Origin of the sequence: Saccharopolyspora soli (assembly GCF_022678645.1) — a bacterium.
GTDB lineage: Bacteria > Actinomycetota > Actinomycetes > Mycobacteriales > Pseudonocardiaceae > Saccharopolyspora > Saccharopolyspora soli.
Genome location: NZ_JALBWV010000024.1, coordinates 61,306 through 84,833 on the forward strand (window position 1 = coordinate 61,306; position 23,528 = coordinate 84,833).

21 protein-coding genes are annotated in these 23,528 nt (G+C 69.2%); 12 read left to right on the plus strand and 9 right to left on the minus strand.

What is annotated here, in order from left to right:
- The first annotated feature begins 90 nt into the window (after positions 1-90).
- Positions 91-810, plus strand: a complete 720-nt coding sequence (locus MOQ72_RS19580) for a DUF2334 domain-containing protein (RefSeq protein WP_242185304.1) — start codon at positions 91-93, stop codon at positions 808-810.
- Positions 811-906: 96 nt separating this feature from the next.
- On the plus strand, positions 907-1,269 hold the full coding sequence (locus tag MOQ72_RS19585) for an ATPase (RefSeq protein ID WP_242185305.1): 363 nt from the start codon (positions 907-909) through the stop codon (positions 1,267-1,269).
- Between the two features lie 73 nt (positions 1,270-1,342).
- Here the strand turns inward: MOQ72_RS19585 and MOQ72_RS19590 are convergent, their stop codons facing one another.
- The 3 genes from MOQ72_RS19590 to MOQ72_RS19600 form a co-directional block, all read right to left on the minus strand.
- Positions 1,343-1,978, minus strand: a complete 636-nt coding sequence (locus MOQ72_RS19590) for an MBL fold metallo-hydrolase (protein ID WP_242185306.1) — start codon at positions 1,976-1,978, stop codon at positions 1,343-1,345.
- A gap of 94 nt (positions 1,979-2,072) precedes the next feature.
- Positions 2,073-3,065, minus strand: coding sequence for an NAD-dependent epimerase/dehydratase family protein (locus tag MOQ72_RS19595; protein ID WP_242185307.1), 993 nt, complete (start codon positions 3,063-3,065; stop codon positions 2,073-2,075).
- 106 nt (positions 3,066-3,171) lie between these two features.
- Positions 3,172-3,576, minus strand: a complete 405-nt coding sequence (locus tag MOQ72_RS19600) for a hypothetical protein (protein WP_242185308.1) — start codon at positions 3,574-3,576, stop codon at positions 3,172-3,174.
- A 256-nt stretch (positions 3,577-3,832) separates the two neighbouring features.
- Between MOQ72_RS19600 and purS the strand changes: the two genes are divergently transcribed.
- The 3 genes from purS to purL all read left to right on the plus strand — a co-directional run bounded on the left by purS (position 3,833) and on the right by purL (position 7,183).
- A complete protein-coding gene (gene purS / locus MOQ72_RS19605; RefSeq protein ID WP_242185309.1) occupies positions 3,833-4,072 on the plus strand; it encodes a phosphoribosylformylglycinamidine synthase subunit PurS in 240 nt (79 codons plus the stop codon).
- Between the two features lie 148 nt (positions 4,073-4,220).
- Positions 4,221-4,898, plus strand: a complete 678-nt coding sequence (gene purQ / locus MOQ72_RS19610; RefSeq protein WP_242185310.1) for a phosphoribosylformylglycinamidine synthase subunit PurQ — start codon at positions 4,221-4,223, stop codon at positions 4,896-4,898.
- Complete coding sequence (purL, locus tag MOQ72_RS19615) at positions 4,895-7,183, plus strand: phosphoribosylformylglycinamidine synthase subunit PurL (protein ID WP_242185311.1); 2,289 nt, start codon at positions 4,895-4,897, stop codon at positions 7,181-7,183. Before purQ ends, purL begins: the two co-directional genes overlap by 4 nt.
- Positions 7,184-7,295: 112 nt before the next feature.
- Here the strand turns inward: purL and MOQ72_RS19620 are convergent, their stop codons facing one another.
- The 3 genes from MOQ72_RS19620 to MOQ72_RS19630 form a co-directional block, all read right to left on the minus strand.
- Positions 7,296-8,393: a pentapeptide repeat-containing protein gene (locus MOQ72_RS19620; protein ID WP_242185312.1), complete on the minus strand. Its 1,098-nt coding sequence runs from the start codon at positions 8,391-8,393 to the stop codon at positions 7,296-7,298.
- Positions 8,386-9,549, minus strand: coding sequence for a pentapeptide repeat-containing protein (locus MOQ72_RS19625; RefSeq protein WP_242185313.1), 1,164 nt, complete (start codon positions 9,547-9,549; stop codon positions 8,386-8,388). Before MOQ72_RS19625 ends, MOQ72_RS19620 begins: the two co-directional genes overlap by 8 nt.
- 112 nt (positions 9,550-9,661) lie before the next feature.
- Entirely contained in the window at positions 9,662-10,393 is a 732-nt protein-coding gene (locus MOQ72_RS19630; protein ID WP_242185314.1) for a lysozyme, read from the minus strand.
- A 544-nt stretch (positions 10,394-10,937) separates the two neighbouring features.
- Here MOQ72_RS19630 and MOQ72_RS19635 point away from each other — a divergent pair.
- Positions 10,938-13,103 carry a putative bifunctional diguanylate cyclase/phosphodiesterase gene (locus MOQ72_RS19635; protein WP_277954338.1) on the plus strand — a complete coding sequence of 722 codons (2,166 nt, stop codon included), beginning with the start codon at positions 10,938-10,940 and terminating at the stop codon, positions 13,101-13,103.
- Between the two features lie 266 nt (positions 13,104-13,369).
- Here MOQ72_RS19635 and MOQ72_RS19640 read toward each other — a convergent pair whose 3' ends face one another.
- Together MOQ72_RS19640 and MOQ72_RS19645 are read right to left on the minus strand one after the other, a co-directional pair.
- Positions 13,370-15,256, minus strand: coding sequence for a glycoside hydrolase family 15 protein (locus MOQ72_RS19640; RefSeq protein WP_242185315.1), 1,887 nt, complete (start codon positions 15,254-15,256; stop codon positions 13,370-13,372).
- Between the two features lie 113 nt (positions 15,257-15,369).
- On the minus strand, positions 15,370-15,951 hold the full coding sequence (locus tag MOQ72_RS19645; protein ID WP_242185316.1) for a type VII secretion system-associated protein: 582 nt from the start codon (positions 15,949-15,951) through the stop codon (positions 15,370-15,372).
- Between the two features lie 161 nt (positions 15,952-16,112).
- Here MOQ72_RS19645 and MOQ72_RS19650 point away from each other — a divergent pair, with 161 nt between their 5' ends.
- The 6 genes from MOQ72_RS19650 (at position 16,113) to purM (ending at position 22,441) form a co-directional block, all read left to right on the plus strand.
- The gene (locus MOQ72_RS19650; RefSeq protein WP_242185317.1) at positions 16,113-16,535 is read left to right on the plus strand and encodes a PRC-barrel domain-containing protein; all 423 of its coding nucleotides are present in this window, start codon (positions 16,113-16,115) and stop codon (positions 16,533-16,535) included.
- Positions 16,536-16,775: 240 nt separating this feature from the next.
- Complete coding sequence (locus tag MOQ72_RS19655) at positions 16,776-17,948, plus strand: S8 family peptidase (RefSeq protein ID WP_242185318.1); 1,173 nt, start codon at positions 16,776-16,778, stop codon at positions 17,946-17,948.
- A 295-nt stretch (positions 17,949-18,243) separates the two neighbouring features.
- Positions 18,244-19,044, plus strand: coding sequence for a helix-turn-helix domain-containing protein (locus MOQ72_RS19660; RefSeq protein WP_242185319.1), 801 nt, complete (start codon positions 18,244-18,246; stop codon positions 19,042-19,044).
- Positions 19,045-19,086: 42 nt separating this feature from the next.
- Positions 19,087-19,476, plus strand: coding sequence for a sterol carrier family protein (locus tag MOQ72_RS19665; RefSeq protein ID WP_242185320.1), 390 nt, complete (start codon positions 19,087-19,089; stop codon positions 19,474-19,476).
- A gap of 131 nt (positions 19,477-19,607) precedes the next feature.
- On the plus strand, positions 19,608-21,197 hold the full coding sequence (gene purF, locus MOQ72_RS19670; protein ID WP_372495471.1) for an amidophosphoribosyltransferase: 1,590 nt from the start codon (positions 19,608-19,610) through the stop codon (positions 21,195-21,197).
- A gap of 131 nt (positions 21,198-21,328) precedes the next feature.
- Positions 21,329-22,441, plus strand: coding sequence for a phosphoribosylformylglycinamidine cyclo-ligase (gene purM, locus MOQ72_RS19675; protein ID WP_242185321.1), 1,113 nt, complete (start codon positions 21,329-21,331; stop codon positions 22,439-22,441).
- A gap of 670 nt (positions 22,442-23,111) precedes the next feature.
- Here the strand turns inward: purM and MOQ72_RS19680 are convergent.
- Positions 23,112-23,300 (minus strand): DUF3073 domain-containing protein, encoded by a 189-nt coding sequence (locus MOQ72_RS19680; protein WP_242185370.1) that lies wholly within the window; start codon positions 23,298-23,300, stop codon positions 23,112-23,114.
- Between the last annotated feature and the right edge of the window lie 228 nt (positions 23,301-23,528).

Below are 23,528 nucleotides of genomic sequence, written 5' to 3' on the forward strand. Positions count from 1 at the left end.
AGGTGACGGCGTGGAGGTTCGCCGGATTTGCGCCGAGGGGACACCTCGCGGTCAAGTCGTGGACACCCGGACCAGGCCAAATGGGGCACTGTGAGCACGCCGCTCGTGGTGTCGTTGTCCGGGCTGGGCCACCGGGTGCTGGACCAGTGCGCGGACTTCGCCGCAGAACTGGACCGCCGCCAGGTGCCGCTGTCCCTGCTGATCGCGCCGCGCCCGGATCATCTCGAAGCGCACCGCGCGCGATCCCCGGTGCTGCACTGGCTGGCGGAGCGCTTGGCACAGCGGGATGCCGTGAGCCTGTACGGCTTCGCTCGGGTTTCACCCGGACTGCGGGCCCGCCTCGCACCGGCCGCTCGGCTTCCGGCGCACGAAGCGGGGCTTCGGCTGGTGGCCGCGTCGGCGGTGCTTGAGCAGGCCGGGCTGCGGACGGACAGCTTCATCCCACCGCGCTGGCTGGCCTCGCCGGGCACGGTGACCGCGTTGCGGCGTCGCGGTTTCGCGGTCTGCGCGGACGCGATGGTGGTGCGGGAACTCGCGACCGGCCAGGTGCACCGGGCTCGGATCCGGATGCTCGGACCCGGCGCGCGGATCGAGCCGTGGTGGTGCCGGGCGCTGGTGCTGGGGGCCGGGCGGGCGGCCCGCCGCGGCCGGTTGGTCCGGCTCGCGGTGGACGCCGCTGAACTGCACAAACCCGCTGCGCGGCAGGCGATTCTGGATGCCATCGACCTCGCGCTGCACCACGGCGCGCGGCCGGTCACCTATGCCGCGTTCGCCCGCCGACGGGCGTCGGCGCACCGCGACAGGGGATGAGGATCCCTTCATTCGAGCTTCAGGGCTGCCTCACGATCGACATCGATGCTGGTTCTCGTCCGGGAGAGAAGTCCCAGCGAGCGAAAGACGGGAACCATGCGGAACACGAAGCGGACCTGGTTGGTGGCGGCAGCGGCGGTGGCGTTGGTGGGCCTCGGCGGCACGGGCGTCGCGCTCGCCGCCGACAACGGTGCGAACCCGGCCCCGGCCAGCGGCTCCCAACCAGCCTCCACCGACCTGCCCCTGGCACCCCAACAGCCCCTGACGTGCATCGACGACGACCCGTTCGACGACGCGGACGATCGTTTCGACGATGCCGATGACCGGTTCGACGACTGCGACGACCAGTTCGGCGCGGACGACCAGTTCGACCACCGCTTCGACGACCGGGACGACCACCTCGACGACCGCTTCGACGACGACGCGGACGACGGCCTCGACGACCGGTTCGACGACTGAACCATCCGATTTCGCGCGAAATCGCCTGCCAGCGCTCTCCCGATGCACGTCGGGAGGGCGCTGGCGGTCGGCGTCAGACCGTGGTCCGGGTGCCCCTGGTCAGGACGTCGACAGTGGTGTCCTTCGGGCCGAGCTGGTCGAACATGCGGTAGTGCATCTGCGGCATCGCCAGCACCGCTTCGTGGATCGGCACCGCCGCGCGCGGCGCCACCGCACGCAGGAAGTCGACCGCCTCGGAGAGCTTCAGCCACGGCGCCCCGGTCGGCAGGCCGAGCACGTCGACCCGCTGTTCCGGCACGAAGAACGAATCGCCCGGGTGGTAGAAGGCGCCGTGGTCGACGAGGTAGCCGATGTTGTCGACCACCGGGATGTCCGGGTGGATCACCGCGTGCGTCCCGCCGACCACGTTGATCGTCGCGCCGGCCAGCTCCAGCGACTCACCGGCTCGCGCGGTGGTGGCCGACAGCCCCTTCTCCGCGATCAACGGCGCCGAACCCGGATCGGCCACCAGCCGGGCGTTCGGGTTGGCCGACAGCAGCGCCGGGAGTCGGTCGAAGTCGAGGTGGTCGACGTGCTGGTGCGTGATCAGCACGGCGTCGAGGTCGCGGAGGTCCTCGAAGTCGGTGGAGAACGTGCCGGGATCGATCAGCAGCCGAGCCGACTCGGTCTCGATCAGCACGCACGCGTGTCCGAAGTGGGTGATCTGCACGGTGATTCCTCCTCGATGCGCCAGCGACGACTCCACTCTTGCACGACGCGACGGTGTGCTCAGCCGGTGCGTCAGCGGCGGCGCGGAGCCGGAGTCACCACACCCGCTGGTCCAGCGCGGCGAGCAGTTCGGCCTCTTCGGCGGGGTTGAGACCGGCCCGGCGCTCCCGGTCCAGGCCGAGCTCGCGCTCGGTCGCCAGGGTCGCCGACACGGTCTCGGCGAGCGGCCGGATGCGCAGCCCGGCGTCCAGCGCGGGAGCCGCGTCGTGCGAGACGAGGCCGTGGTGGCTCTCCGGCAGCCAGAGCGGCAGCGACTTCGGCCCGCTCCACGGCTGCACCGCCGCTTCGGTCAGGGCTTCCGGCGCGACGGCCACCAGTTCGGTGCCCGGTGGCGCGACGAGCTCGGCGATCTCCTCGAGCAGGGGGCCCAGCGCGGTGGTGGGGCCGCTGCCGTCGAAGGTTCCGGTCGTGCCGCGCTCCGCAGCGGTCACGATCCACTCCGCCAGGTCGCGCACGTCGGTGTGCTGGGTCGGCTGGTCGGGAGCGTCCGGCACGAGCACCCGGCCGCCGCGTGAGATGCGCGTCGGCCAGTACCCGAACCGGTCCGAGATGTCGTTCGGCCCGCTGATCAGGCCGGGGCGCAGCACGAAAGCCCGGTCCCCGAGCGCGGCGCGCACCGCGTCCTCGCAAGCCACCTTGATGCCGCCGTACGACTCGGGAGTGCTCACGTCTTCGGAGTCGGTGATCGGGTCCAACAACCGCCCATCAGTGCTCTGACCAGTTGTTTCGTTGTCCGCGTAGACGTTGATGGTGGATACGAAACTCCAGTGCCCGGCTGTTGTCCCCAGCGCGTCGAGCGCGTCCCGCACCCAGCGGTAGTTCCGCGCCACATCGACCACGCCGTCGAATCGTTCCGCCGCGAGCGCGCCGAGCCCGTGCTCCCGATCAACCGGAATCAGCGCCGCACCATCGGGCAAGGCGCCGCTCGACCCGCGCGCGGCGCAGTAGACATCATGTCCGCGCCGAACAGCCTCGGCCGCCACCGCGTGCCCCAGGAAAACCGTTCCGCCCAATACCAGCATCCGCATACCGGCACCCTGCCCCCAGCAACTCCGCCACCGCGAGCCTTCTCGCTACCGGTGAACAGCGCCGGGGGTTCGCAATTTCCCGCGAAATCGCGAACCCCCAGCTGACTCACTTGATCACGTTGATCGTCATGGTTGGGCCCGCGCCGCCGCCGACTCGGGTGTGCACGACGTACTCACCGGGCGGGACGTCGGCGATGGTGGCCACCGCCTCGGCGTAGCCGTCGCGGTCGGTCACGATCTGGGCGAGGCCCTCGTCCGCGCCCACCGGGTGTTCGCCGCCGCGCACGAATGCCGCCGACGAGATCCAGTTGACCCCTTCCAGGCCGTGGTCCAGGCGCATGACCAGCGTGTTCCCCGGTCGCACCTGCGACTTGTCGGCGGTCAGCCCGGCCGGTTCGGCGGGTGCGACGGCGGCTGGTCCGGTGCTCGGCGCCGCCATCGCCGGGACCGTCGTGAGCAGCGCGAGACCGGCGAGCAGTCCAGCGGCCAGCAGCGTCTTGAATGTGCGCATCGGTATGCGTTCCCCTCAGTGATTCGCAATCTGCAGCGGGGGCTTCGGGCGCCCCGGTCGTAATAGACGTCCGACTCCGCAGAGGTTTAGACAATTCGACGCGAATGTGGCGGACAACACAGCTCGGTTGGTGAGCCACGCCGCACCCGCGCCACCTGGCCGACCGGGCGAACTCCCAGCTCAGTTACGCTTTGGCAGTACTGCTGGCCATCCGCCGGGTCCCGGCGGATCTGCACGGAAACCGGGAGCAGCACCCGTGGCCCGAGTCGTTGTCGACGTCATGCCGAAGCAGGAGATCCTCGATCCGCAGGGACAGGCGGTGGCGAACGCGCTGCCCCGACTCGGGTTCGACGGCATCACCGAAGTCCGCCAGGGGAAGCGTTTCGAGCTGGAGGTCGCCGACCACGTCGACGACGACACGCTCGCCAAGATCGCCGAGACACTGCTGGCCAACCCGGTGATCGAGGACTGGACAGTCCGCCGGGTGGAAGCATGAGCAGCCCGGTGCCAACCCCAGTCCTCCCCAACCGCACCTCAGGGGACCGCGACGCGAGCCAGCCACCAGAAACCACGCAACGCGAGATTCGGCTGGACGCAACCACCACTGCAAATCGCGGAGGGGCGGAACTGGAGGCGGGACAGCCATGAGCGCGAAGATCGGCATCATCACCTTCCCCGGCACCCTCGACGACGTCGACGCCGCGCGGGCCGTGCGCCGCGCTGGTGCCGAATCGGTCGCCCTCTGGCACGCCGACCACGACCTGCGCGGGGTCGACGCGGTGATCGTGCCCGGCGGCTTCTCCTACGGCGACTACCTGCGCTGCGGCGCGATCGCCAAGTTCGCCCCGGTGATGGCGGAAGTGGTCGAGGCCGCCCGCAAGGGCATGCCGGTGCTCGGGGTTTGCAACGGTTTCCAGATCCTGTGCGAGTCCGGGCTGCTGCCCGGCGTGCTGACCCGCAACGCGGGCCTGCACTACGTCTGCCGGGATCAGTGGTTGCAGGTGGCGAACAACACCAGCGCCTGGACCACCCGTTACGAGGCGGGCGCCGAGCTGCTGATCCCGATCAAGCACGGCGAGGGCAACTACATGGCCGAGCAGGCGGTCCTCGACGAGCTCGAAGGCGAAGGCCGGGTGCTGTTCCGCTACACCGGCGAGAACCCGAACGGCTCGCAGCGCGACATCGCGGGCATCACCGACGCGCGCGGGCGGGTCGCGGGCATGATGCCGCACCCGGAGCACGCGATCGACGCGTTGACCGGGCCCACCGACGACGGCCTCGGCATGTTCCTGTCCGTTCTGGATGCACTGGTGGCAGCGTGACCAACTTGGCGACGGTGGACAGCGTTGAGCACGCGAAGTCCACACCGGACACCCCCCAGCCATTCCGCGAGCTGGGGCTCAAGGACGACGAGTACGCCCGGATCCGGGAGATCCTGGGCCGCCGACCCACCGAGGCCGAGCTGGCCATGTACTCGGTGATGTGGAGCGAGCACTGCTCCTACAAGTCGTCCAAGGTGCACCTGAAGTACTTCGGCGAGACCACCACCGACGAGATGCGCGCGAAGATGCTCGCGGGCATCGGCGAGAACGCGGGCGTGGTCGACATCGGCGACGGCTGGGCGGTCACGTTCAAACTGGAGAGCCACAACCACCCGTCCTATGTGGAGCCCTACCAGGGTGCCGCGACCGGCGTCGGCGGCATCGTCCGCGACATCATGGCGATGGGCGCCCGCCCGGTGGCGGTGGCCGACCCGCTGCGCTTCGGCCCGGCCGACGCGCCGGACACCAAGCGGGTGCTGCCCGGCGTGGTCGCCGGGGTCGGCGGCTACGGCAACTGCCTGGGGCTGCCGAACATCGGCGGCGAGGTCGTCTTCGACGAGTGCTACGCGGGCAACCCGCTGGTCAACGCCATGTGCGTGGGTGTGATGAAGGTCGAGGACCTGCACCTCGCGCACGCCAGCGGCACCGGCAACAAGATCATCCTGTTCGGGGCGCGCACCGGGTTGGACGGCATCGGCGGCGTTTCGGTGCTGGCGTCGGAGACCTTCGACGGTGACGAGAGCGGTGCCGGTCGCAAGAAGCTGCCGAGCGTGCAGGTCGGCGACCCGTTCGCCGAGAAGGTGCTCATCGAGTGCTGCCTGGAGCTGTACCACGCGGGACTGGTCGTGGGCATCCAGGACCTCGGCGGCGCGGGCCTGTCCTGCGCCACCTCGGAGCTGGCCTCCGCCGGTGACGGCGGCATGCGGGTCGAGCTGGACCAGGTCCCGCTGCGCGCCTCCGGGATGAACGCCGCGGAGATCCTCTCCAGCGAGTCCCAGGAGCGGATGTGCGCCGTCGTGGAACCGTCCAACGTGGACGATTTCATGGCGGTCTGCCGGAAGTGGGACGTGACCGCGACCGTCATCGGCGAGGTCACCGACGGCGAGAACCTGGAGATCTACTGGCAGGGTGAGCTCGTGGTGGACGTGCCGCCGCGCACCGTCGCGCACCAGGGGCCGGTGTACGAGCGGCCCGTCGCGCGGCCCGCCGAGCAGGACCTGATCGTGGCGGACGACGCGAACACGCTGGCCCGTCCGTCCACACCGGACGAGTTGCGGGAGACCATCCTGCGGATGGCGGCGTCACCGAACCTGTGCTCCCGCGCGTGGGTCACCGACCAGTACGACCGGTACGTGCGCGGCAACACCGTGCTCGCCCAGCCGTCCGATGGTGGTGTGCTGCGCATCGACGAGCAGACCGGGCGCGGCATCGCGGTCGCCACCGACTGCAACGCCCGCTACACCCGGCTCGACCCGTACGCGGGCGCGCAGTTGGCGCTCGCCGAGGCGTACCGCAACGTGGCGACCACCGGTGCCACGCCGCTGGCGGTCACCAACTGCCTGAATTTCGGCTCGCCGGAGGATCCGGGCGTGATGTGGCAGTTCCAGCAGGCGGTGCGCGGCTTGGCGGACGCCTGCCAGGAGCTGGGCATCCCGGTCACCGGCGGCAACGTCAGCTTCTACAACCAGACCGCCGCGACACCGATCCTGCCGACCCCGGTGGTCGGCGTGCTGGGCACGATCGACGACGTGACCCGGCGCATCCCGACCGGAATCGGTGGTGAGGAAGGCGAAACGCTGCTGCTGCTCGGCGAAACCCGCGAGGAGTTCGGCGGCTCGGAGTGGGCGCGCGTCACCCACGACCACCTCGGCGGGGTGCCGCCGAAGGTCGACCTGGCGCGGGAGAAGCTGCTCGCCGAAATCCTGGTCGCGGGCTCCCGCGACGGCATGATCTCGGCGGCGCACGACCTCTCCGAAGGTGGCCTGGCGCAGGCGCTGGTGGAGACGGTGCTGATCGGCGAGTGCGGTGCCCGGGTGGTCCTGCCGGAAGGTGCGGACCCGTTCGTCTGGCTGTTCTCCGAGTCGGCGGGCCGGGTCCTGGTGGCGGTTCCGCGCACCGAGGAACTCCGCTTCACGGACATGTGCACGGCGCGCGGCCTGCCGTGGGCCAAGATCGGCGTGGCGGACGCGGGCGCCCAGTCGCTCGACATCCAGGACGTCGCGGACATCCCGCTGACGGAACTCCGACAAGCCTGGGAAACCACCCTCCCTACTCTCTTCGGGTGATTTTGAACCAGGTGAGGGGCACCCGTAACCAAGTAACTTGGTGAAGGGTGCCCCTCACCTTTCACCTGTTAGTGATCGGACGGGTCACCCGTGGCGGCGTTTCCAGTGGTGCTCACGTTCGCCAGCCCGTTGGCAGGGTGACGGCTCGGTAGCCCGTTGGCAGGGTGACGGCTCGGTCGGGGGCGGTGGTCACCTCGGTGTGCTGGACCGCGTCGTGGAAGGTGGCGCCGTTGAGGTCGACGTCGTTGTCGAAGCGGACGGCGCGGAAGTCGGCCGGGCCCTCGAAGACGGCGTCCACCATGGACACCCGGTCGATGAAGCGGCTGTCGGCGAACCTCGTGCGGCCTCGGAAGCGGGTGCGGTCCAGGCTCGTCCGGCCGTGGAACTCGACCCCGCTGAACCAGCCGCGTTCGTGGAAAACCGAGTCCTCGCAGCGGAAACGGCCGTACACCCGACCTGATCCGACGGTCGTGCCGGTGAGCCATACCGGGCCGTGGAACTCGCAGCGGCTGAAGTTGTTGCTGCTGAACAGCTGCGCGTAGCGGAGCACCATCGTGCCGATCTTGCGGTCGGCCAGGTCGAAGTATTCGAGTGTCGCGTTGGTGAGGTCGAGGTCGTAGGCCGGTGCGTCGGCATCGCCGACACGCGGCAGCAGGTCCGCGATCAACCGCTGCGCGGTCAGCCGCACCTGGAGCTTGCGCTCGGCGTCGTTGCGCGCATCCGGAGTCCACGAAGAGTGCCTGCCGTCGGAGGTCGACGGCGCGTACTCGACCGGCGAATCGTCGGCGTAGCGCGGATGCGCGAACGGCCGCCGCAGGTAGGAGCACAGCACGTCGAGAACGGTTTGGGTGTAGTCGGGATTGCTGCGGGCGAGCCCGGCGAGGGCGTGCAGCGCGCCGACGCGGACCTGATCGGTCTCGTGCCCGAGCAGTTCCACGGCGCGGGCGAAACGCTCGTCAGCAACGCGGTCGCGGTCCAGATCGGCACGCCGGTTCTCCAGTTGCTGCCGTTGTTCCTCGACGCGGCGGCGTCGGTCGTTGAGCCACAGCGCGTAAAGCGCGACGACCGACCCGGCGGCTAGCCCGCCGGTGCGCAGCGCATCGGCACCTGTGGTTCTCGGGTCGAACGCCAGCAACGCAGCGCTGACGCAGACCAGGACGACGACCGCGAGCGCGATGGTCAGGACCAATCCGATCTTGCGCTCACCCATGCGCGAAATCCTGCTCGATCGGATGCACGCGGATGCGTGCGCGATTCGTGCTCGGCAGGGGTTCGAGCGCCCAGCCCTCCGGCACCTCGGCCAGGACCGACGTGCCGACCTCGGTGTCGTACAGCGAAACGCTGGGCAGCGGCTCGCGCAGCCGGAGGTTGACGCCGCCGTCGAAGTGCGCGTGGCGGAGGTCCAGGCCAGCGCCGCAGACCGCGTCGGTGAAGTACACGCCTTCCCGGCACACGACGCGCTTGACGTCCACCTCCCCTTCGAACCGGGCGCGTTCGAAGCCGCACGGCCCGTGGGTGTGCATTCCGCGCAGCTCCAGCTTGTCGTGGAACAGCGTGTCCTCCGCCCTGATCCGGCCGAGGAACACGCTGTCCCGGAAGTGCACCGGGCCGTGGAAGACGGCGCGGTTGAGATTCGTGGTGTACCGGAACCGGCACCGGTAGGCGGCGATCCGCCCCACCACCCGATCGCTGAGGTTGAACCGCTCCAACGCGGCACGCGTCAGGTCCAGGCGGTAGCTCACCGGGTCCGGAACGTCGGTGGCGGGCAGCAGGTCCCGGATCAGCCGTTGCGCGGTCTGCCGGACGTACCGCTCGCGCTCCAACTCCGGGCTGATCTCGGGCCACTGATCAGGGTTCGGTGAGAGGGTCTCCTGCGGGATCCACTTCGGATGGTCGAACGGGCGGCGCAGGTAGGAGCACAGCACGTCGAGCACGGTCTGGGTGTATTCGGGGTGGTTTCCGGCGAGTCCAGCCAGCGCGTGCATCGCGCCCACCCGCACCTGGTCGGCCTCGTTGCCGAGCAGCTCCACCGCCCGCGCGAAGCGCTCGTCGGCCGCTCGGTCCCGGTCCTGGTCGGTCCGTCGATCTTCCAGGGCCTGCCGTTGCCGCTCAAGCGCGTAGCGCTGACGATCCAGTTCCTGCCGCCGGGTTTCGAGCTCCTGCCGTTGTTCCTCGACCCGACGGCGCCGGTCGTTGAGCCACAGCGCGTAAAGCGCGACGACCGACCCGGCGGCGAGCCCGCCGGTGCGCAGCGCATCGGCACCTGTGGTTCTCGGGTCGAACGCCAGCAACGCAGCGCTGACGCAGACCAGGACGACGACCGCGAGCGCGATCGTCGCGACCAATCCGATCTTGCGCTCACCCATGCGTGGGATTCTGCCTCGCGGGAGCGCGGTTTTGCGGTGAACGGCGATATTCCCGCGGCTTCAGCCGGAGACGCGGTGCCGGGGTCCCGGCCCGGCACCGCGGGTTCGCGGGTCAGCCGTTGGCGAGGGCTTGGAGCCGGTCGAAAGCGCCGTTGAAGGTGTTCTGGTCCAGCGGCGACGACGTGTACTGCCAGATCGTCCAGACCTGCCAGTTGAAGGGCAGCGGGCCGACCGTGCTCGCGTAGCGGGCCACCCACAGCGGGTTCGTCGAGCTGAAATCGCCGTCCACGCACGAACTCCACCAGCTGGTGCTGGTGTAGATGACCGGCCAGCGCCCGGTGCGCGCGTGGTAGGTGTCGCTGAAGTCCTTGATCCACGCGGTCATCGCACTCTTGCTCTTGCCGTAGCAGGTGTCGCCGTAGGGGTTGTATTCCATGTCCAGCGCACCCGGCAGGGTCTTGCCGTCCTTGGACCAGCCACCGCCGTTGTCCACGAAGAAGTTGGCCTGCGCCGCGCCGCTGGAGCGGTCCGGCAGCGCGAAGTGGTAGGCGCCGCGGATCATGCCCACGTTGTAGGAGCCGTTGTACTGCTGGGCGAAGTACGGGTTCTCGTACCCGGTGCCTTCGGTCGCCTTGACGTAGGCGAATCGCATGCCCTGGCCCCACCAGGACTGCCAGTCCACATTGCCCTGGTGGCCGCTGACGTCCATACCGGCCACAGTGGCCAGTGGGTCGATCTCGGGAACGGGCAGCGGGTCACCGCCCTCGTGCTTGCGGATCTGTGAGCCCATCGGGGTGTCGGTCTCGGTTCCGCTCGGTGGTTCGCCGGTGACCTGGGTGCCCATCGCGAATTCCCTTCCTGGAAGGGGTGTGCTGGCTTGCGCGGGCGAGCACAGGAGAAGAACGCCTGCGCAGGCAATCGATAGTAAGGAGAACACCGGTAATCGGCGACCACGTCCACTCGTATGGTTCATCGGGGCCTCTCGGGGATGATTGCGGTGCGTCGTCGGGGGACGGCGCTTTCTGCCCCGGAAGTGTGGCGAATCGTTTTCTCAGGATGTAGATCCTGTGTGATTTTTTAACCAGAATGGCGCAATACGGACAGTTGGGGGTGAACCAGCTATCTCCGGCGGGGTACCTCGCGCTGCGCACAACCTCGCGCGCGGGCTGCGCGTCGAAAACGTCGGGTGGTCAACGCGAGCCGTGTTCCAGCGATCAACGGGTTGCGGATCGTAATCAATCTGATTGGTGCGACCACACGGTTGGCCTGCTCGAATGAGGTGTGCGGCTACCCCGGGTGCCGCACATGATGTTCGACCGCAAGACCGATCCAGTCGTATGCTCCGAACGAGAATGGCCCAGGCGAGTATGAGTGGAGGGCGCCCAGGCATGACTGGCTGGACAGCGCCGGTGCCCAGCGCTCACGAGGTGACCGCGGAGGTGAACCGGGCCGACCGACGACGCTTCGCCGCTGTTTGGGCGCAAGCCCTCATCGGCACCAGCTACGTGCCGATGACCAGCGCCGAGGTCGAGGGTCGTCTGTACGGCTACACCGATCGCCTGGTCGACGCGTTGCTCAGCGACCCGTTCGATCCCGCCGCCGCGCGGTCCGTTGGCGTCGACCTGGTCGCCGTGCACTTCACCAGTGCGGAATCCCTGGCGCGCACCGTCGACCTGATCGGCGACGAGATCCTGGACATCCTGCGGCTGGGCAGCAGTCCGGGCTGGCGCGGGCGGGTCGCCGCGTTGCAGGGCGCGCTGTGCTCCGGTTTCGTCCAGGCCGCCCGCAAGCGGACGCTGGACGAGCAGGAGGCCATCCGGCAGGCCGTGCTGGACGCGCGCGACGCGGTCGAACAGGCGTTGCGCACCAGCGAGGCCAGGTTCCGCGCGATCTTCGCCGAGGCGGCCATCGGCATCGGAATCGCGGACATGTCCGGCCGGATCCTTGAGGTAAACGATTCACTGCGGCGGATCCTGGGCCGACCGACCGAGGAACTGCGCCAGATGCTGGTGCACGACATGGCGCACCCGGCCGACACCGACGGGATCTGGCGGATGTACGAGGAGCTGGTCCGCGGCGAGCGCGACCAGTACCGGGGTGAGAAGCACTTCGAACGTCCCGACGGCAGGACGGTGTGGACCGAGCTGACGGTGTCCCTGGTGCGCGGCGAGGACGGCCTGCCGCTCTACCAGGTCGCGATGATCGAGGACGTCACCGACCGCCGACTGCTGCAGGAGCGGCTGCGTCACCAGGCCATGCACGATCCGCTGACCGCGCTGCCCAACCGGGCGTTGTTCCTGGAACGGCTCTCCGCCGTGTTGCGGCAGCACGAACCCGGCGAGCGGGTGGCGCTGTGCTACATGGACCTGGACGGGTTCAAGGTGATCAACGACAGCCTCGGCCACCACGTCGGCGACGAGCTGCTGGTGGCGGTCGCCGACCGGCTCGCCGTCGCGGTGCACGGCGACGACCGGCTGGTCGCGCGGATGGGCGGCGACGAGTTCGTGATCCTGATCCAGAACTCGTTCGGCACCGACCAGGCCATCGAGGTCGCGGACACCGTGTTGGACGCGCTGGACGAACCGATCCGCATCGGCGGTCACGAGCTGTCCGTGTCGGCGAGCATCGGCATCGTCGAACGGCCGGTGCCCGGCCAGACCGCGGCCGAACTGATGCGGGACGCCGACGTCACGCTGTACTGGGCGAAGGCCGAGGGCAAGGGCCGGTGGGCGCTGTTCGACACGGATCGCAACGCCACCGAGGTCGCGCAGTTCCACCTGTCGGCGAAGATGCCCGCCGCGCTGGAACGCGGCGAGTTCTACGTGGACTACCAGCCGCTGGTCGGCCTGCGGGACCACGGCGTCGTAGGGGTGGAAGCGCTGGTCCGCTGGGCGCATCCGGAGATGGGTCGGCTGGGCCCGGACCGGTTCATCGGGCTGGCCGAGGAGACCGGGCTGATCGTGCCGCTGGGCCGGTGGGTGCTGCGGCAGGCATGTCGGCAGGCGAAGCAGTGGCAGGACGAGTTCGGGTCGGCGGCGCCGTTCGTGAGCGTCAACCTGGCGGTCCGGCAGTCCCGTGATCCCAACCTGGTCACCGATGTCGCGGAGATCCTGACCGAGACCGGGCTGGCGCCGTCCCGGTTGCAGCTGGAACTCACCGAGAGCGCGATCATGGGCACCGCCGACGAGCCGATGGACGCGTTGCGCGCGCTGTCCCGGATGGGCGTGCGGATTGCCATCGACGACTTCGGCACCGGCTACTCGAACCTGGCTTACCTGCGGCATCTCCCGGTGCACGAGCTCAAGATCGCGGGATCGTTCATGGAGGGCCTGCGGGATGCGGAGCGGGCGGACCCGGTCGATGCGCGCATCGTCGGCACGCTGGTGGACCTCGCGCACGCGCTCGGCCTGACGGTCACCGCGGAGGGCGTGGAGACCCAAGCGCAGGCCCGCCGGATGGCCGACATCGGCTGCGAAACCGGCCAGGGCTACCTGTTCGCCCGCCCCGGATCCCCCGCCGAAATAACCACCTTCATCACCCAACACCTGGATTAGAGAGTCTGCGTACTCGTTTTGCTTTGCGGTGCGGGTAGCGGAACCTCAGACGCCGTCTCGACTCCGGGATCCCCGACGCATGTATGTCCGATACACAGCGTCGTGGCAGTCCTCGCAGAGAACGCCAGTGGGCACAGCCTGAGAACCCGCGGCGGTGCCGGTTGCGAGGGTGGGCTAAGCGGCTTCGCTGCTTTAAAGAACACGAACAAAGACACCTTCCAGCGACTGCGCGGGCAGGTTCGCGCAGGTGGTCAGGTAGTGGAATCTCAGGCGACGGTGCTGCCCGTGCCGTCGCGGCGGCTCTTCTGGGCTCGGGTTCGGCCGCCGAAGAGGATCGCCGCCGAGTTCACCAGCGCCAGATGGCTGAACGCCTGCGGGAAGTTGCCGGTGAACCGGTGGTCGGCGCCGTCGTACTCCTCGGCGTACAGGCCCACGTCGTTGGCCAGGCCCACCAGTTCGGCGAACATCCGCTCGGCCTCCTCGCGCCGTCCGCAGTAGGCCAGCGCGTCGACCAACCAGAACGAGCACGCCAAGAACGCACCTTCTCGGCCCACCAGCCCGTCGACCTCGTGCGGCTGATCAGCAGTGGTGTAGCGGTCCACCAGCACCCCGTCGTGCTGGAGTTCGCGCTGCACCGCCTCGACGGTGCGCACCACCCGTTCGTCGTCGCCGGGCAGGAAACCGACCGACGGCATCAGCAGCGTGCCCGCGTCCAGCGTGTTTCCGCCGTAGTACTGGGTGAACGCGCCGAGCTCCGGATTCCAGGCCCGCTTCAGGACTTCGGCGTGCACCGTGTTGCGGATCGCCCGCCAGCGCTTCACCGGTCCGGGCAAGCCGTCCTCCTCCGCGGCGCGGACCGCCCGGTCGAACGCCACCCACACCATCACGCGGGAATGCGTGAAGTGCCGGTCCGGGCCGCGCACCTCCCACAACCCGCGATCCGGTTGCTGCCAGATCTTCTCCAGGTGCCGGAGCATGCCGCGCTGCAACGCCCACGTCTCCTCGCTTTCCGGCAGGCCGCGTTCGCGGGCCAGGTGCAGCGCGTCCATCACCTCGCCGTAGACGTCGAGCTGGGTCTGCCGGTAGGCGGCGTTGCCGATCCGCACCGGTGCGGTGCCGTGGTAGCCCGGCAGCCAGTCGGCCTCCCACTCCACCAGGTGCCGTTCGCCGTTGACGCCGTACATGATCTGCAGGTCCCCCGGATCACCCGCGACCGTGCGCACCAGCCACTCCCGCCAGGCCGTGGCTTCGGTGAGGCAGCCGAAGTCGTCCAGCGCCAGCAGCACCAGGGTGGCGTCGCGCAGCCAGCAGTAGCGGTAGTCCCAGTTCCGGTTGCCCGGCATGGCTTCCGGCAGGGAACTGGTCGGGGCGGCGATGATCCCGCCGCTCGGCGCGTAGGTCAGCGCCTTGAGGGTGGCCAGCGAGCGGTACACCGCCGCAGCGTGCGGTCCGGTGTAGTTGATCTTCTCGGTCCACTCCCGCCAGAAGTCCTCGCTGTCCTGGATCTCCTGCTCCGGATCCATCGGCGCGGGCAGCTCCTGCGGGTCCGGAGACCACTGCAGCACCCAGGACAGCCGCTCCCCGGCCCGCACCGTGACCACCAGTTCGTGCGCGCGTTCGTCCACCCGGCGCTGCGGCAGGATGTCGCCGCGCAGGACCGCGGTGTGCGGACCGGCGATGGCGAGCACGAATTCGTCCAGCACCGGCTCGGTTTCGCGCACCCGCCGCACCCAGGGCACCGCGTCGCCGTAGGCGAAGCGGACCACCCAGCGGAGCTTGACGTCCACCTCGCCGGAGATCCCTTCGACGGTGCGCACCAGGCACGGTTGGTCGTGCTGGTTCTTCTCGTGCGGCGGCATGCAGTCGATCAGCCGCAGCACCCCGTCATCGGTGTGGAAGTCCGTCTCCAGCACCAGGGAGTTGTCCCGGTACCTGCGGTGCACCTCGCGAACCGGCGCGGTCGGCGCGATCTGCCAGTGGCCGTCCCGGTCGCTGCCCAGCAGCCGGGCGAAGCACGACGGTGCGTCGAAGCGGGGCAGGCAGAGCCAGTCGATCGAGCCGTCCTTGCCGACCAGCGCGGCCGTGCGCAGGTCGGAGAGCAGGGCGTAGTCCTCGATCGGTCCGGGCCTGCCGCGCAGCTGATCGCCGGTCACCTTGCCGAGGCTAGGCACCGCAGGACACCCTGGCCACCGTTGCGCGCGGTGTTCAGAGGGCGCGGAGAGGTTCCGCTACCGGCGCCGCCACGCGAACCACTCGGCGCACTCTCTTAATCGTGTTGAGCGGCGGTTTGGATGAGCACGCTGTTCGGGATCACCGCCTGGATCGCGTCGTGCAGGTTCAGCCCCAGGTCGAGGCCGTCGAGGAGGTCCGGTAGCACTCGACCCGGCACCCGGCGGAATCCCGGCCAGTCCGCTGGAACTCGGGAAGGCGAGGTGCAGGCCGGGACCAGCTGACTGCCGTCGGACATCTCGGCGGTGTAGAGCATGTCGTCCGCCTCGCTCGTCGCGTAGAGCAGCACCTCGGCGTCGAGCACCGCGGCGGGCAGGTCGGATTCCGGTAACTGCCCGGCCGCGATCCGCGCCAGCACCTCTTCCAGCGCGTTGGTCGGTTCCTGCTGATTGGCCGCCAGTTCGGACGGCTGGTACTGGTCGTTGAACTGGAAGTCCTCGTCGATCTCGCCGTCGGCGTCGATGCGGTAGGCGCCCACCACACCTTCCGGCGGCACCTCCGCGTCGCCGTCGGCGTAGCCGGGATCGGCGATGTACAGCCAGCTGTTGGGGTTCTGCTTGGCGTGCTCCCGCATTTCGTCGGTGATCGGCGGGGTGCGGCGGTGGGCGGGCTGCGACATCGGGACTCCGTGGTCGTGGTCGGGCGCCCCGCGGATGCCGAGCGCGCTTTCGAGGGTGCCAGCCGCCGGAGTGTGTCCAGTGGACGGTCCCGGACCAACCGTTCCGAGGTGCCGTTCCGTCCATTGCAGGGGGAGACTGGTCGTGGGGAAGGGAGGCGGCGATGATCGGTCAGCGAGAAGCGTTGCGGATGTTCGGGTGTGAGGTTTTCGATCCGGAAGGTCAGCGGATCGGCATCGTCGGCCAACTGTTCATCGACGACGACACCGAGCAACCCGCCTGGATAACCGTCCAAACTGGACTCTTCGGTACGAACGAGAGCTTCGTGCCGCTGGAGGGGGCGGCCTTCGACGGCGACACGCTCACCGTGGCGGTGGGCAAGGAAGCGGTCCGGCACGCACCTCGGGTCAGCCTGCACCAGGGCGATCTGCCGCTGGAGCAGGAACGCGCGCTGTACCTGTACTACGGAACCGCGTACGGCGTCGCGCCCTCCGGCGCCGAGTCGGTCGACGAGAGCAGTGATATCGAGCCCGAATACGTCGAAGCCGTCCGCCTGAAGTTGCGACGCTGGGTAGCTGCCACCTGAACCGGTAAACCGCCCAGAAGTGATTAATTGCCACGCCCGCCGGGATTTCTCGGCGGGCATGGTTTTGCCTGCTCATTCCCGGTAAGAAACCCAGAGCTGGGAATTCGTTCACCCCTCCGTCCGATTGTGTGGCGACAAGTCGCCAACATCACCCGGACGAGTGTTTTCCCTGGTTACGTTCCGGCGTGAAACACCTTCGCTCGGCCCCACCCGAGCGAATTTGAACGGAGGAGGGGACACATGAGGAAGCTGCTCTACGGCACCGGGGCAGGCGTTGCCGCAGCGGCGCTCGTGTTCGCCGGAGCACCGGCTGGCGCGCAGCCGCATTTCGAGTTGGCACCGCTGACCCTGCACCCCCAGGCGCAGGCGCAGGACACGGCTGACGTCTACATCGTCAACCTGAAGGACGGCATCGCGCCGCAGGGCGTAGCCGAAGAGCTCGGCGTGCAGGCACGCCACGTCTACAACAAGAGCATCAACGGGTTCTCGGCGAAGCTGACCCCCGAACAGCTCGACAGCATCCGGGCCAACGGCAAGGTCGAGAACATCTCGCAGAGCTACAAGGTTGAGGTCGAACCGTCGACCGCGCCCAAGGCCGTCAGCTCGTGGGGCCTGGACCGGCTCGACCAGCCGGCCCTGCCGCTGGACGACACCTACGCCCCGGCTGGCACCGGTGAGGGCGTCACCGCCTACATCATCGACACCGGCATCGACCCGTCGCACCCCGACTTCGGCGGCCGGGCCGAGATCGGCTTCGACGCCACCGGCGGCGACGGTCAGGACGCCCACGGTCACGGCACGCACGTCGCCGGGACCATCGGCAGCAACACCTACGGGGTGGCCAAGGGCGTCCACCTGGTCGGTGTGCGGGTGCTCGACGCCAACGGCAGCGGCACCACCGAGCAGGTCGTGTCCGGCATGGACTGGGTCGCGCAGAACCACCAGGGCCCGTCGGTGGCGAACATGTCGCTGGGCGGCCCGAAGGACCCGGCGATGGACGAGGCCGCGACCAACCTGGTCAACAGCGGTGTGTTCCTCGCGGTGGCGGCCGGTAATGAAAGTCAGGACGCCGAGAACGTCTCCCCGGCCAGCGCGGAGGGCGTGTTCACCACCGCCGCGTCGGACAACACGGACACCGCGGCCGATTTCAGCAACTTCGGCGCCACCGTCGAGGGCTACGCCCCCGGCGTGGACATCGTGTCGACCGTGCCCGGTGGTGGCACCGAGACGATGAGCGGTACCTCGATGGCCAGCCCGCACGTGGCTGGTGTCGGTGCGCTGTTCCTGGCGGCCAACCCGGACGCGGCTCCCGCGGACGTGATCACCGCGCTGCAGGGCCAGGCGGCCACCGGCGTCATCCAGGGCGCTCCGGAGGGCACCATCGCCGACCTGCTGCAGATCGGCGACCTCTGATCCGTTGAGGACCTGTCGCCGAACTCGTTTTGCGAGGCGGCGCGGGTGAGCAGTGCAAGATGCGGGCCCTTCCTGGCAACGGGGAGGGCCCGCGTGCTGCCAGCTGCTGCATTCGGGGGACGTCGGGACGCCGCCGAACGGGGTCAATCGAAGGTCGATCAGCTCGATCCTGCGAAAGTCGGTTCCAGCGATCGTTCCCGGTGGAATACGTTGCCAATCACGGGGGTGTTCAGTGTCCCCTGCGGGACCGGTTTCCGAATCGGTACTGCCAGGGCACATCGAGGAGGGGTGTGCCGTGCTACCCGGATACACCGAGGAGCTGACACAACCGTCGGCCGAGGTCGACGAGCCAGCCAGGGACACCGCCGCCACGGAGCCGCTCACCGAGCGGTCCGTGCAGGCGCAGGTCGCGTCAGTGGCACGCGCCGCTCGTGCCCAGTCGGGCAGCGGGGGCGTTCTGCAGGTCGTGCACGGTGCCAAGCGGGTCGGCTGGGCGGCGTACGAACTGCAGCGCAACGCGACGCAACTGGTCCAGGGGGTGGCGAAGCCGCCGTACGTGACGACCGGACCGCTGGACTCGCTGGAATCCCGCAAGCTCGCCGAAGGCGTCCAGTACCAGGTGCTCTACGACCGGTCCGCGCTGGCGCGGCCGCCGCAGCTGGACATCACCACCAAGCTGGTCGCGATGGGCGAGCAGGCGCGGGTGATCCACGTGGCGCCGACCAAACTGATCATGGTGGACAACGAGATCGCGCTGCTGCCGCTGACCGTGAGCGAGACCTCGGTGGAGAGCGCGGTCGTGGTGCGCAGCTCGGCGATGCTGGCGGCGATCGCCCGGATCTTCGAGGACCTGTGGCGCTTCGCCGCCCCGTTCACCGCGGACCAGGACCTCTCGGGCACCGAGCTGCAGCCCACCGAGGAGGAGCGGTGGATCCTGTCGCTGCTGGCCTCCGGCGCCACGGACGACACGATCGGTCGGCTGATGGGCTTCAGCGCCCGCACCGCGCACCGCCGGGTGCGGGAGCTGATCTCGCGATTGGGCGTGGAAACCCGCTTCCAGGCGGGCATGCAAGCGGTCAAGCTCGGCTGGCTGTGAGCGGTTGGCCCGTTGCCAGGCGCGTTTTCGTAGGCTTCGGGCATGGCTGGTCGACGTGCCGTTGATCCCGGTGAAGTGCGCGAGGCCGTCGCGGCTGTGCGGTCGTGGCTGGAGGATGCCGCGCAGCAGCCCGCGCGTGCCGAACTCGCCGCCGCCGTGCGGTTGAGCTTGCGGACGTTGGAGCAGGTCGCGCCGGGCAACAGCGTCGAGGTGCGGGTGCCGCCGTTCGCGGCGGTGCAGTGCGTGGCCGGTCCGCGGCATACCCGCGGCACCCCGCCCAACGTCGTCGAGACCGACGCGCGCACCTGGCTGCTGCTGGCGACCGGGCGGCTCGGCTGGGCCGAGGCGGTCGAGCGGGGCAAGCTCACCGCTTCCGGCTCCCGCTCGGACGTTTCGCAGTGGTTGCCGCTGGTGCGCGTCGACAACCTGTGATCATTTCAGCACGCTGCGTGGATGATCGGCCGGGCGATGAGATGGCCAACACGTAGCTGGGCGGCCTTCGGCCGGTTGCCTGCTGTTTACACTGAGGTGTAACTCCGGCTCCGTCCTCCAGGGAGTTCTCGGTGGTCACCGACCGGCCCGAACCGGCAAGCGCAAGCACGCGAACGGATCTCTCCAACCTTGAGCGGGACATCCCCCACGAGGAATGCGGCGTCTTCGGGGTGTGGGCCCCAGGTGAAGAGGTCGCCAAGCTGAGCTTCTACGGGATCTTCGCCCTCCAGCACCGCGGCCAGGAAGCCGCTGGCATCGCCGTCGGCGACGGCTCGCAGGTGCTCGTCTACAAGGACCTGGGCCTGGTCAGCCAGGTGTTCACCGAGCAGACCCTGGCGTCGCTGCGCGGCCACGTCGCCGTCGGCCACGCCCGGTACTCGACCACCGGCGGCGGCAGCTGGGAGAACGCCCAGCCGACCTTCCGCACCACCGCCACCGGCAGCGGACTGGCCCTCGGCCACAACGGCAACCTGGTCAACACCGCCGAACTGCTGGACCAGGTCATCGCCGAAGGCGTGGACACGGTCGCAGCCAACACGTCTTCCCCGGCCAATGGTTGCGAGCGCGCCACCAGCGACTCCGACCTGGTGACCGGCCTGCTCGCCGCACGCGCCACCGACAAGGGCATCGAGCAGGCCGCGATGGAGCTGTTCCCGACGTTGCGCGGTGCTTTCTCGATGGTCTTCTGCGACGAGCAGACCCTCTACGCGGTCCGCGATCCGCAGGGCGTCCGGCCGCTGGTGCTCGGTCGGCTGGAACGCGGCTGGGTGGTGGCCAGCGAGACGGCCGCGCTGGACATCGTCGGCGCGTCGTTCGTCCGCGAGGTCGAGCCCGGTGAGCTGCTGGCCATCGACGAGAACGGGCTGCGCTCCCAGCACTTCGCCAGCCCCAAGCCGAAGGGCTGCATCTTCGAGTACGTCTACTTGGCCCGCCCGGACACCACCATCTCGGGTCGCTCGGTGCACGGCACCCGCGTCGAGATCGGCCGTCGGCTGGCCAAGGAACACCCGGTCGACGCCGACCTGGTGATCCCGGTCCCGGAGTCCGGCACGCCCGCCGCGATCGGCTACGCGCAGGCTTCCGGCATCCCCTACGGCAGCGGCCTGGTGAAGAACTCCTACGTCGGCCGCACCTTCATCCAACCCTCGCAGACCATCCGGCAGCTGGGCATCCGGCTGAAGCTGAACCCGCTGCGCGAGGTGATCCGCGGCAAGCGGCTGGTCGTGGTGGACGACTCGATCGTGCGCGGCAACACCCAGCGCGCGCTGGTCCGGATGCTGCGCGAGGCCGGTGCCATCGAGGTGCACGTCCGGATCGCCTCGCCGCCGGTGAAGTGGCCGTGCTTCTACGGCATCGACTTCGCCTCCCGCGCCGAGCTGATCGCCAACGGCCTAGACCTGGACGGGGTGCGCCGTTCCATCGGCGCGGACAGCCTCGGCCACGTGTCGCTGGACGGGCTGGTCGCGGCCACCGAGCAGCCCCGAACCCGGCTGTGCGCGGCGTGCTTCGACGGCGACTACCCGATTCCGCTGCCCGATGACGCCCGGATCGGCAAGTACCTGCTGGAGGGCCGCAACGGGTCCGAACGCGGCGTCGCGGGACCGGCCGAACCGGTGCTGCCCAGCAGCTACGGCGCGGCGGATGCGCTGCGACGGCCCTGAGAATTCGTTCGGAGAACCCTGAGAATCGCGCTGATTGCGCTCTCCGGGGTTAGCTGTCGGCGCGTAGCGTTGTCCGTGCTACACATGCGCGTCCAGCGAATCGCAAATCGCACTTAGATGTGGAGCCAGTCGTGTCCGAAGACCTGCTCGCAGGGTCTGCCCAGACCGGGCGTCCGAAAGCCACCTACGCCGCGGCGGGGGTGAGCATCGAGGCCGGTGACGAGGCGGTCGAGAAGATGCGCCCGTGGGCGCAGCGCGCGACCCGGCCCGAGGTGCTCGGCTCGCTGGGCGGGTTCGCCGGGCTGTTCCGGCTCAAGCTCGACCGGTGGAAGGAGCCGGTGCTGGCCTCCTCCACCGACGGGGTGGGCACCAAGCTTGCCGTCGCGCAGGCCCTCGACCTGCACGACACGGTCGGCATCGACCTGGTCGCGATGGTGGTCGACGACCTGGTGGTGTGCGGCGCCGAGCCGGTGTTCCTGCAGGACTACATCGCGGTCGGCAAGGTCGTGCCGGACCGGATCGCCGACCTGGTCAAGGGCATCTCGGAGGGTTGCGTGCGGGCCGGTTGCGCGCTGCTGGGCGGCGAGACCGCCGAGCACCCCGGCATGATGGCGCCCGGCGAATACGACATCTCGGCCACCGGGGTCGGGGTGGTCGAGGCGGACGCGATGCTCGGCCCGGAACGGGTCCGCCCCGGCGACGTGGTGATCGCGATGGGCTCGTCCGGGCTGCACTCCAACGGTTATTCGCTGGCCCGGCACGTGTTGCTGGACATCGCCCGGATGCCGTTGGAGGGCCACGTCGAGGAGTTCGGCCGCACCCTCGGCGAGGAGTTGCTGGAGCCGACCCGGATCTACGCCAAGGACTGCCTGGCGCTGGCCGCCGAGGCGGGGGTGCGGACGTTCGCGCACGTCACCGGCGGTGGCCTGGCGCAGAACCTGGCGCGGGTGATCCCGAGCGGCCTGACCGCCGTGCTGGACCGGGGCAGCTGGACCCCGGCCCCGGTGTTCCGGTTGATCGCCCAGCGCGGCCGGGTCGAGGCCGAGGAGATGGAGCGCACCTTCAACATGGGCATCGGCATGGTCGCCGTGGTGACCGCCGAAGACGTGGACCGCGCCCTCGCGGTGCTCACGGCCCGCCATGTGCCCGCCTGGGCGCTCGGCGAGATCGCCAAGCAACCGACCGTCGAAGGCACCGAAGAGCACGACCGAGTAATGCTCCGAGGCAACCACCCGCGCTTCTAAGCGAGTTCGCGGGTTGGTTTGCGTGGCGGTGCGGGTGGCGGAACCTCAGAGGTTTTCTCGTCTCCGGGGTCCCCGACATCATGTATGTCCGATACACCACGCGAGAAAGCCTCTGAGAACCCGCGGCGGTGCAAGCTGCGAGGGTGGGAGGAAGCGGCTGCCGCCGCTTGCCTGACGACCACCTCGACACACCAATCCGCGGCCCTCTAAGAGGCTGGTTTTCGCAGCCCGGCAAGCGAAACCTCGGATGCCCCGGAAGCCGCGTCGTGAAATCTCTGATCGCGGCCGGGAATCCTGCGGGGCGCTCGGCCGTTGAATGAGTAGCTGGCGTGCGCGCGTGCCCCCGGGCTCCAACTACTGCCTGCTGGGAATACCGTTCGGCTGGAGCCCAGCAGCGCCACCCGCCGAGAGGCGGCCCGCGCGCGCCAGCCCTTTCGCGCTTCAGGTGGCCGGGAACGACCTTCGAATCGGATCTTGTCCGGCTGGTGGTGCACAGACGTGAGTGGCGTCGCCGGTGGCTCCGGCAACGCCACTCACGAGTGCTCCTCCTATGTGGGACTTGCGAACCGTCAACCCCACCCGCTCATGCACATCGGGTCAGACGACGACTCCGACGCACCTCGCCATCGAGCGAACAGCGTTCATCCGCCGCCCTCGGTGGAGATGTGCTTCAACGTCGGTCGTAGTCGTAGTCGTCGTACCCGTCGTCGCGCGAGTCATCGCGGTCCTCCCTGGACCACTCGCCGGACTCCGAGACGGACAGCTCGCGCTGCAACGCCTCGATGTCCATGGCGGGGGAACTGTACTTAAGCTCGCGGGCCACCTTCGTCTGCTTGGCCTTAGCCCGGCCGCGCCCCATGGCTCGACCCCCTCGCACAGGGTTGCGGGGCGGACAGGGGAATGTCGGCCCCGCATGATCTCGACAACTTTTCCTGTAACTACCGTACCGTGTCGAGGCGGTTCAACGCGACGTGGTGCCAGGACTGAGTGGACGTGTCTTGGGTGACGTGGCACTCGCCCGCCTCGATCATGCCCGTTGGCAGCTGTTTCGCACCGACGCGGCTTGAGCCAACCGCAGCGGTTCGCC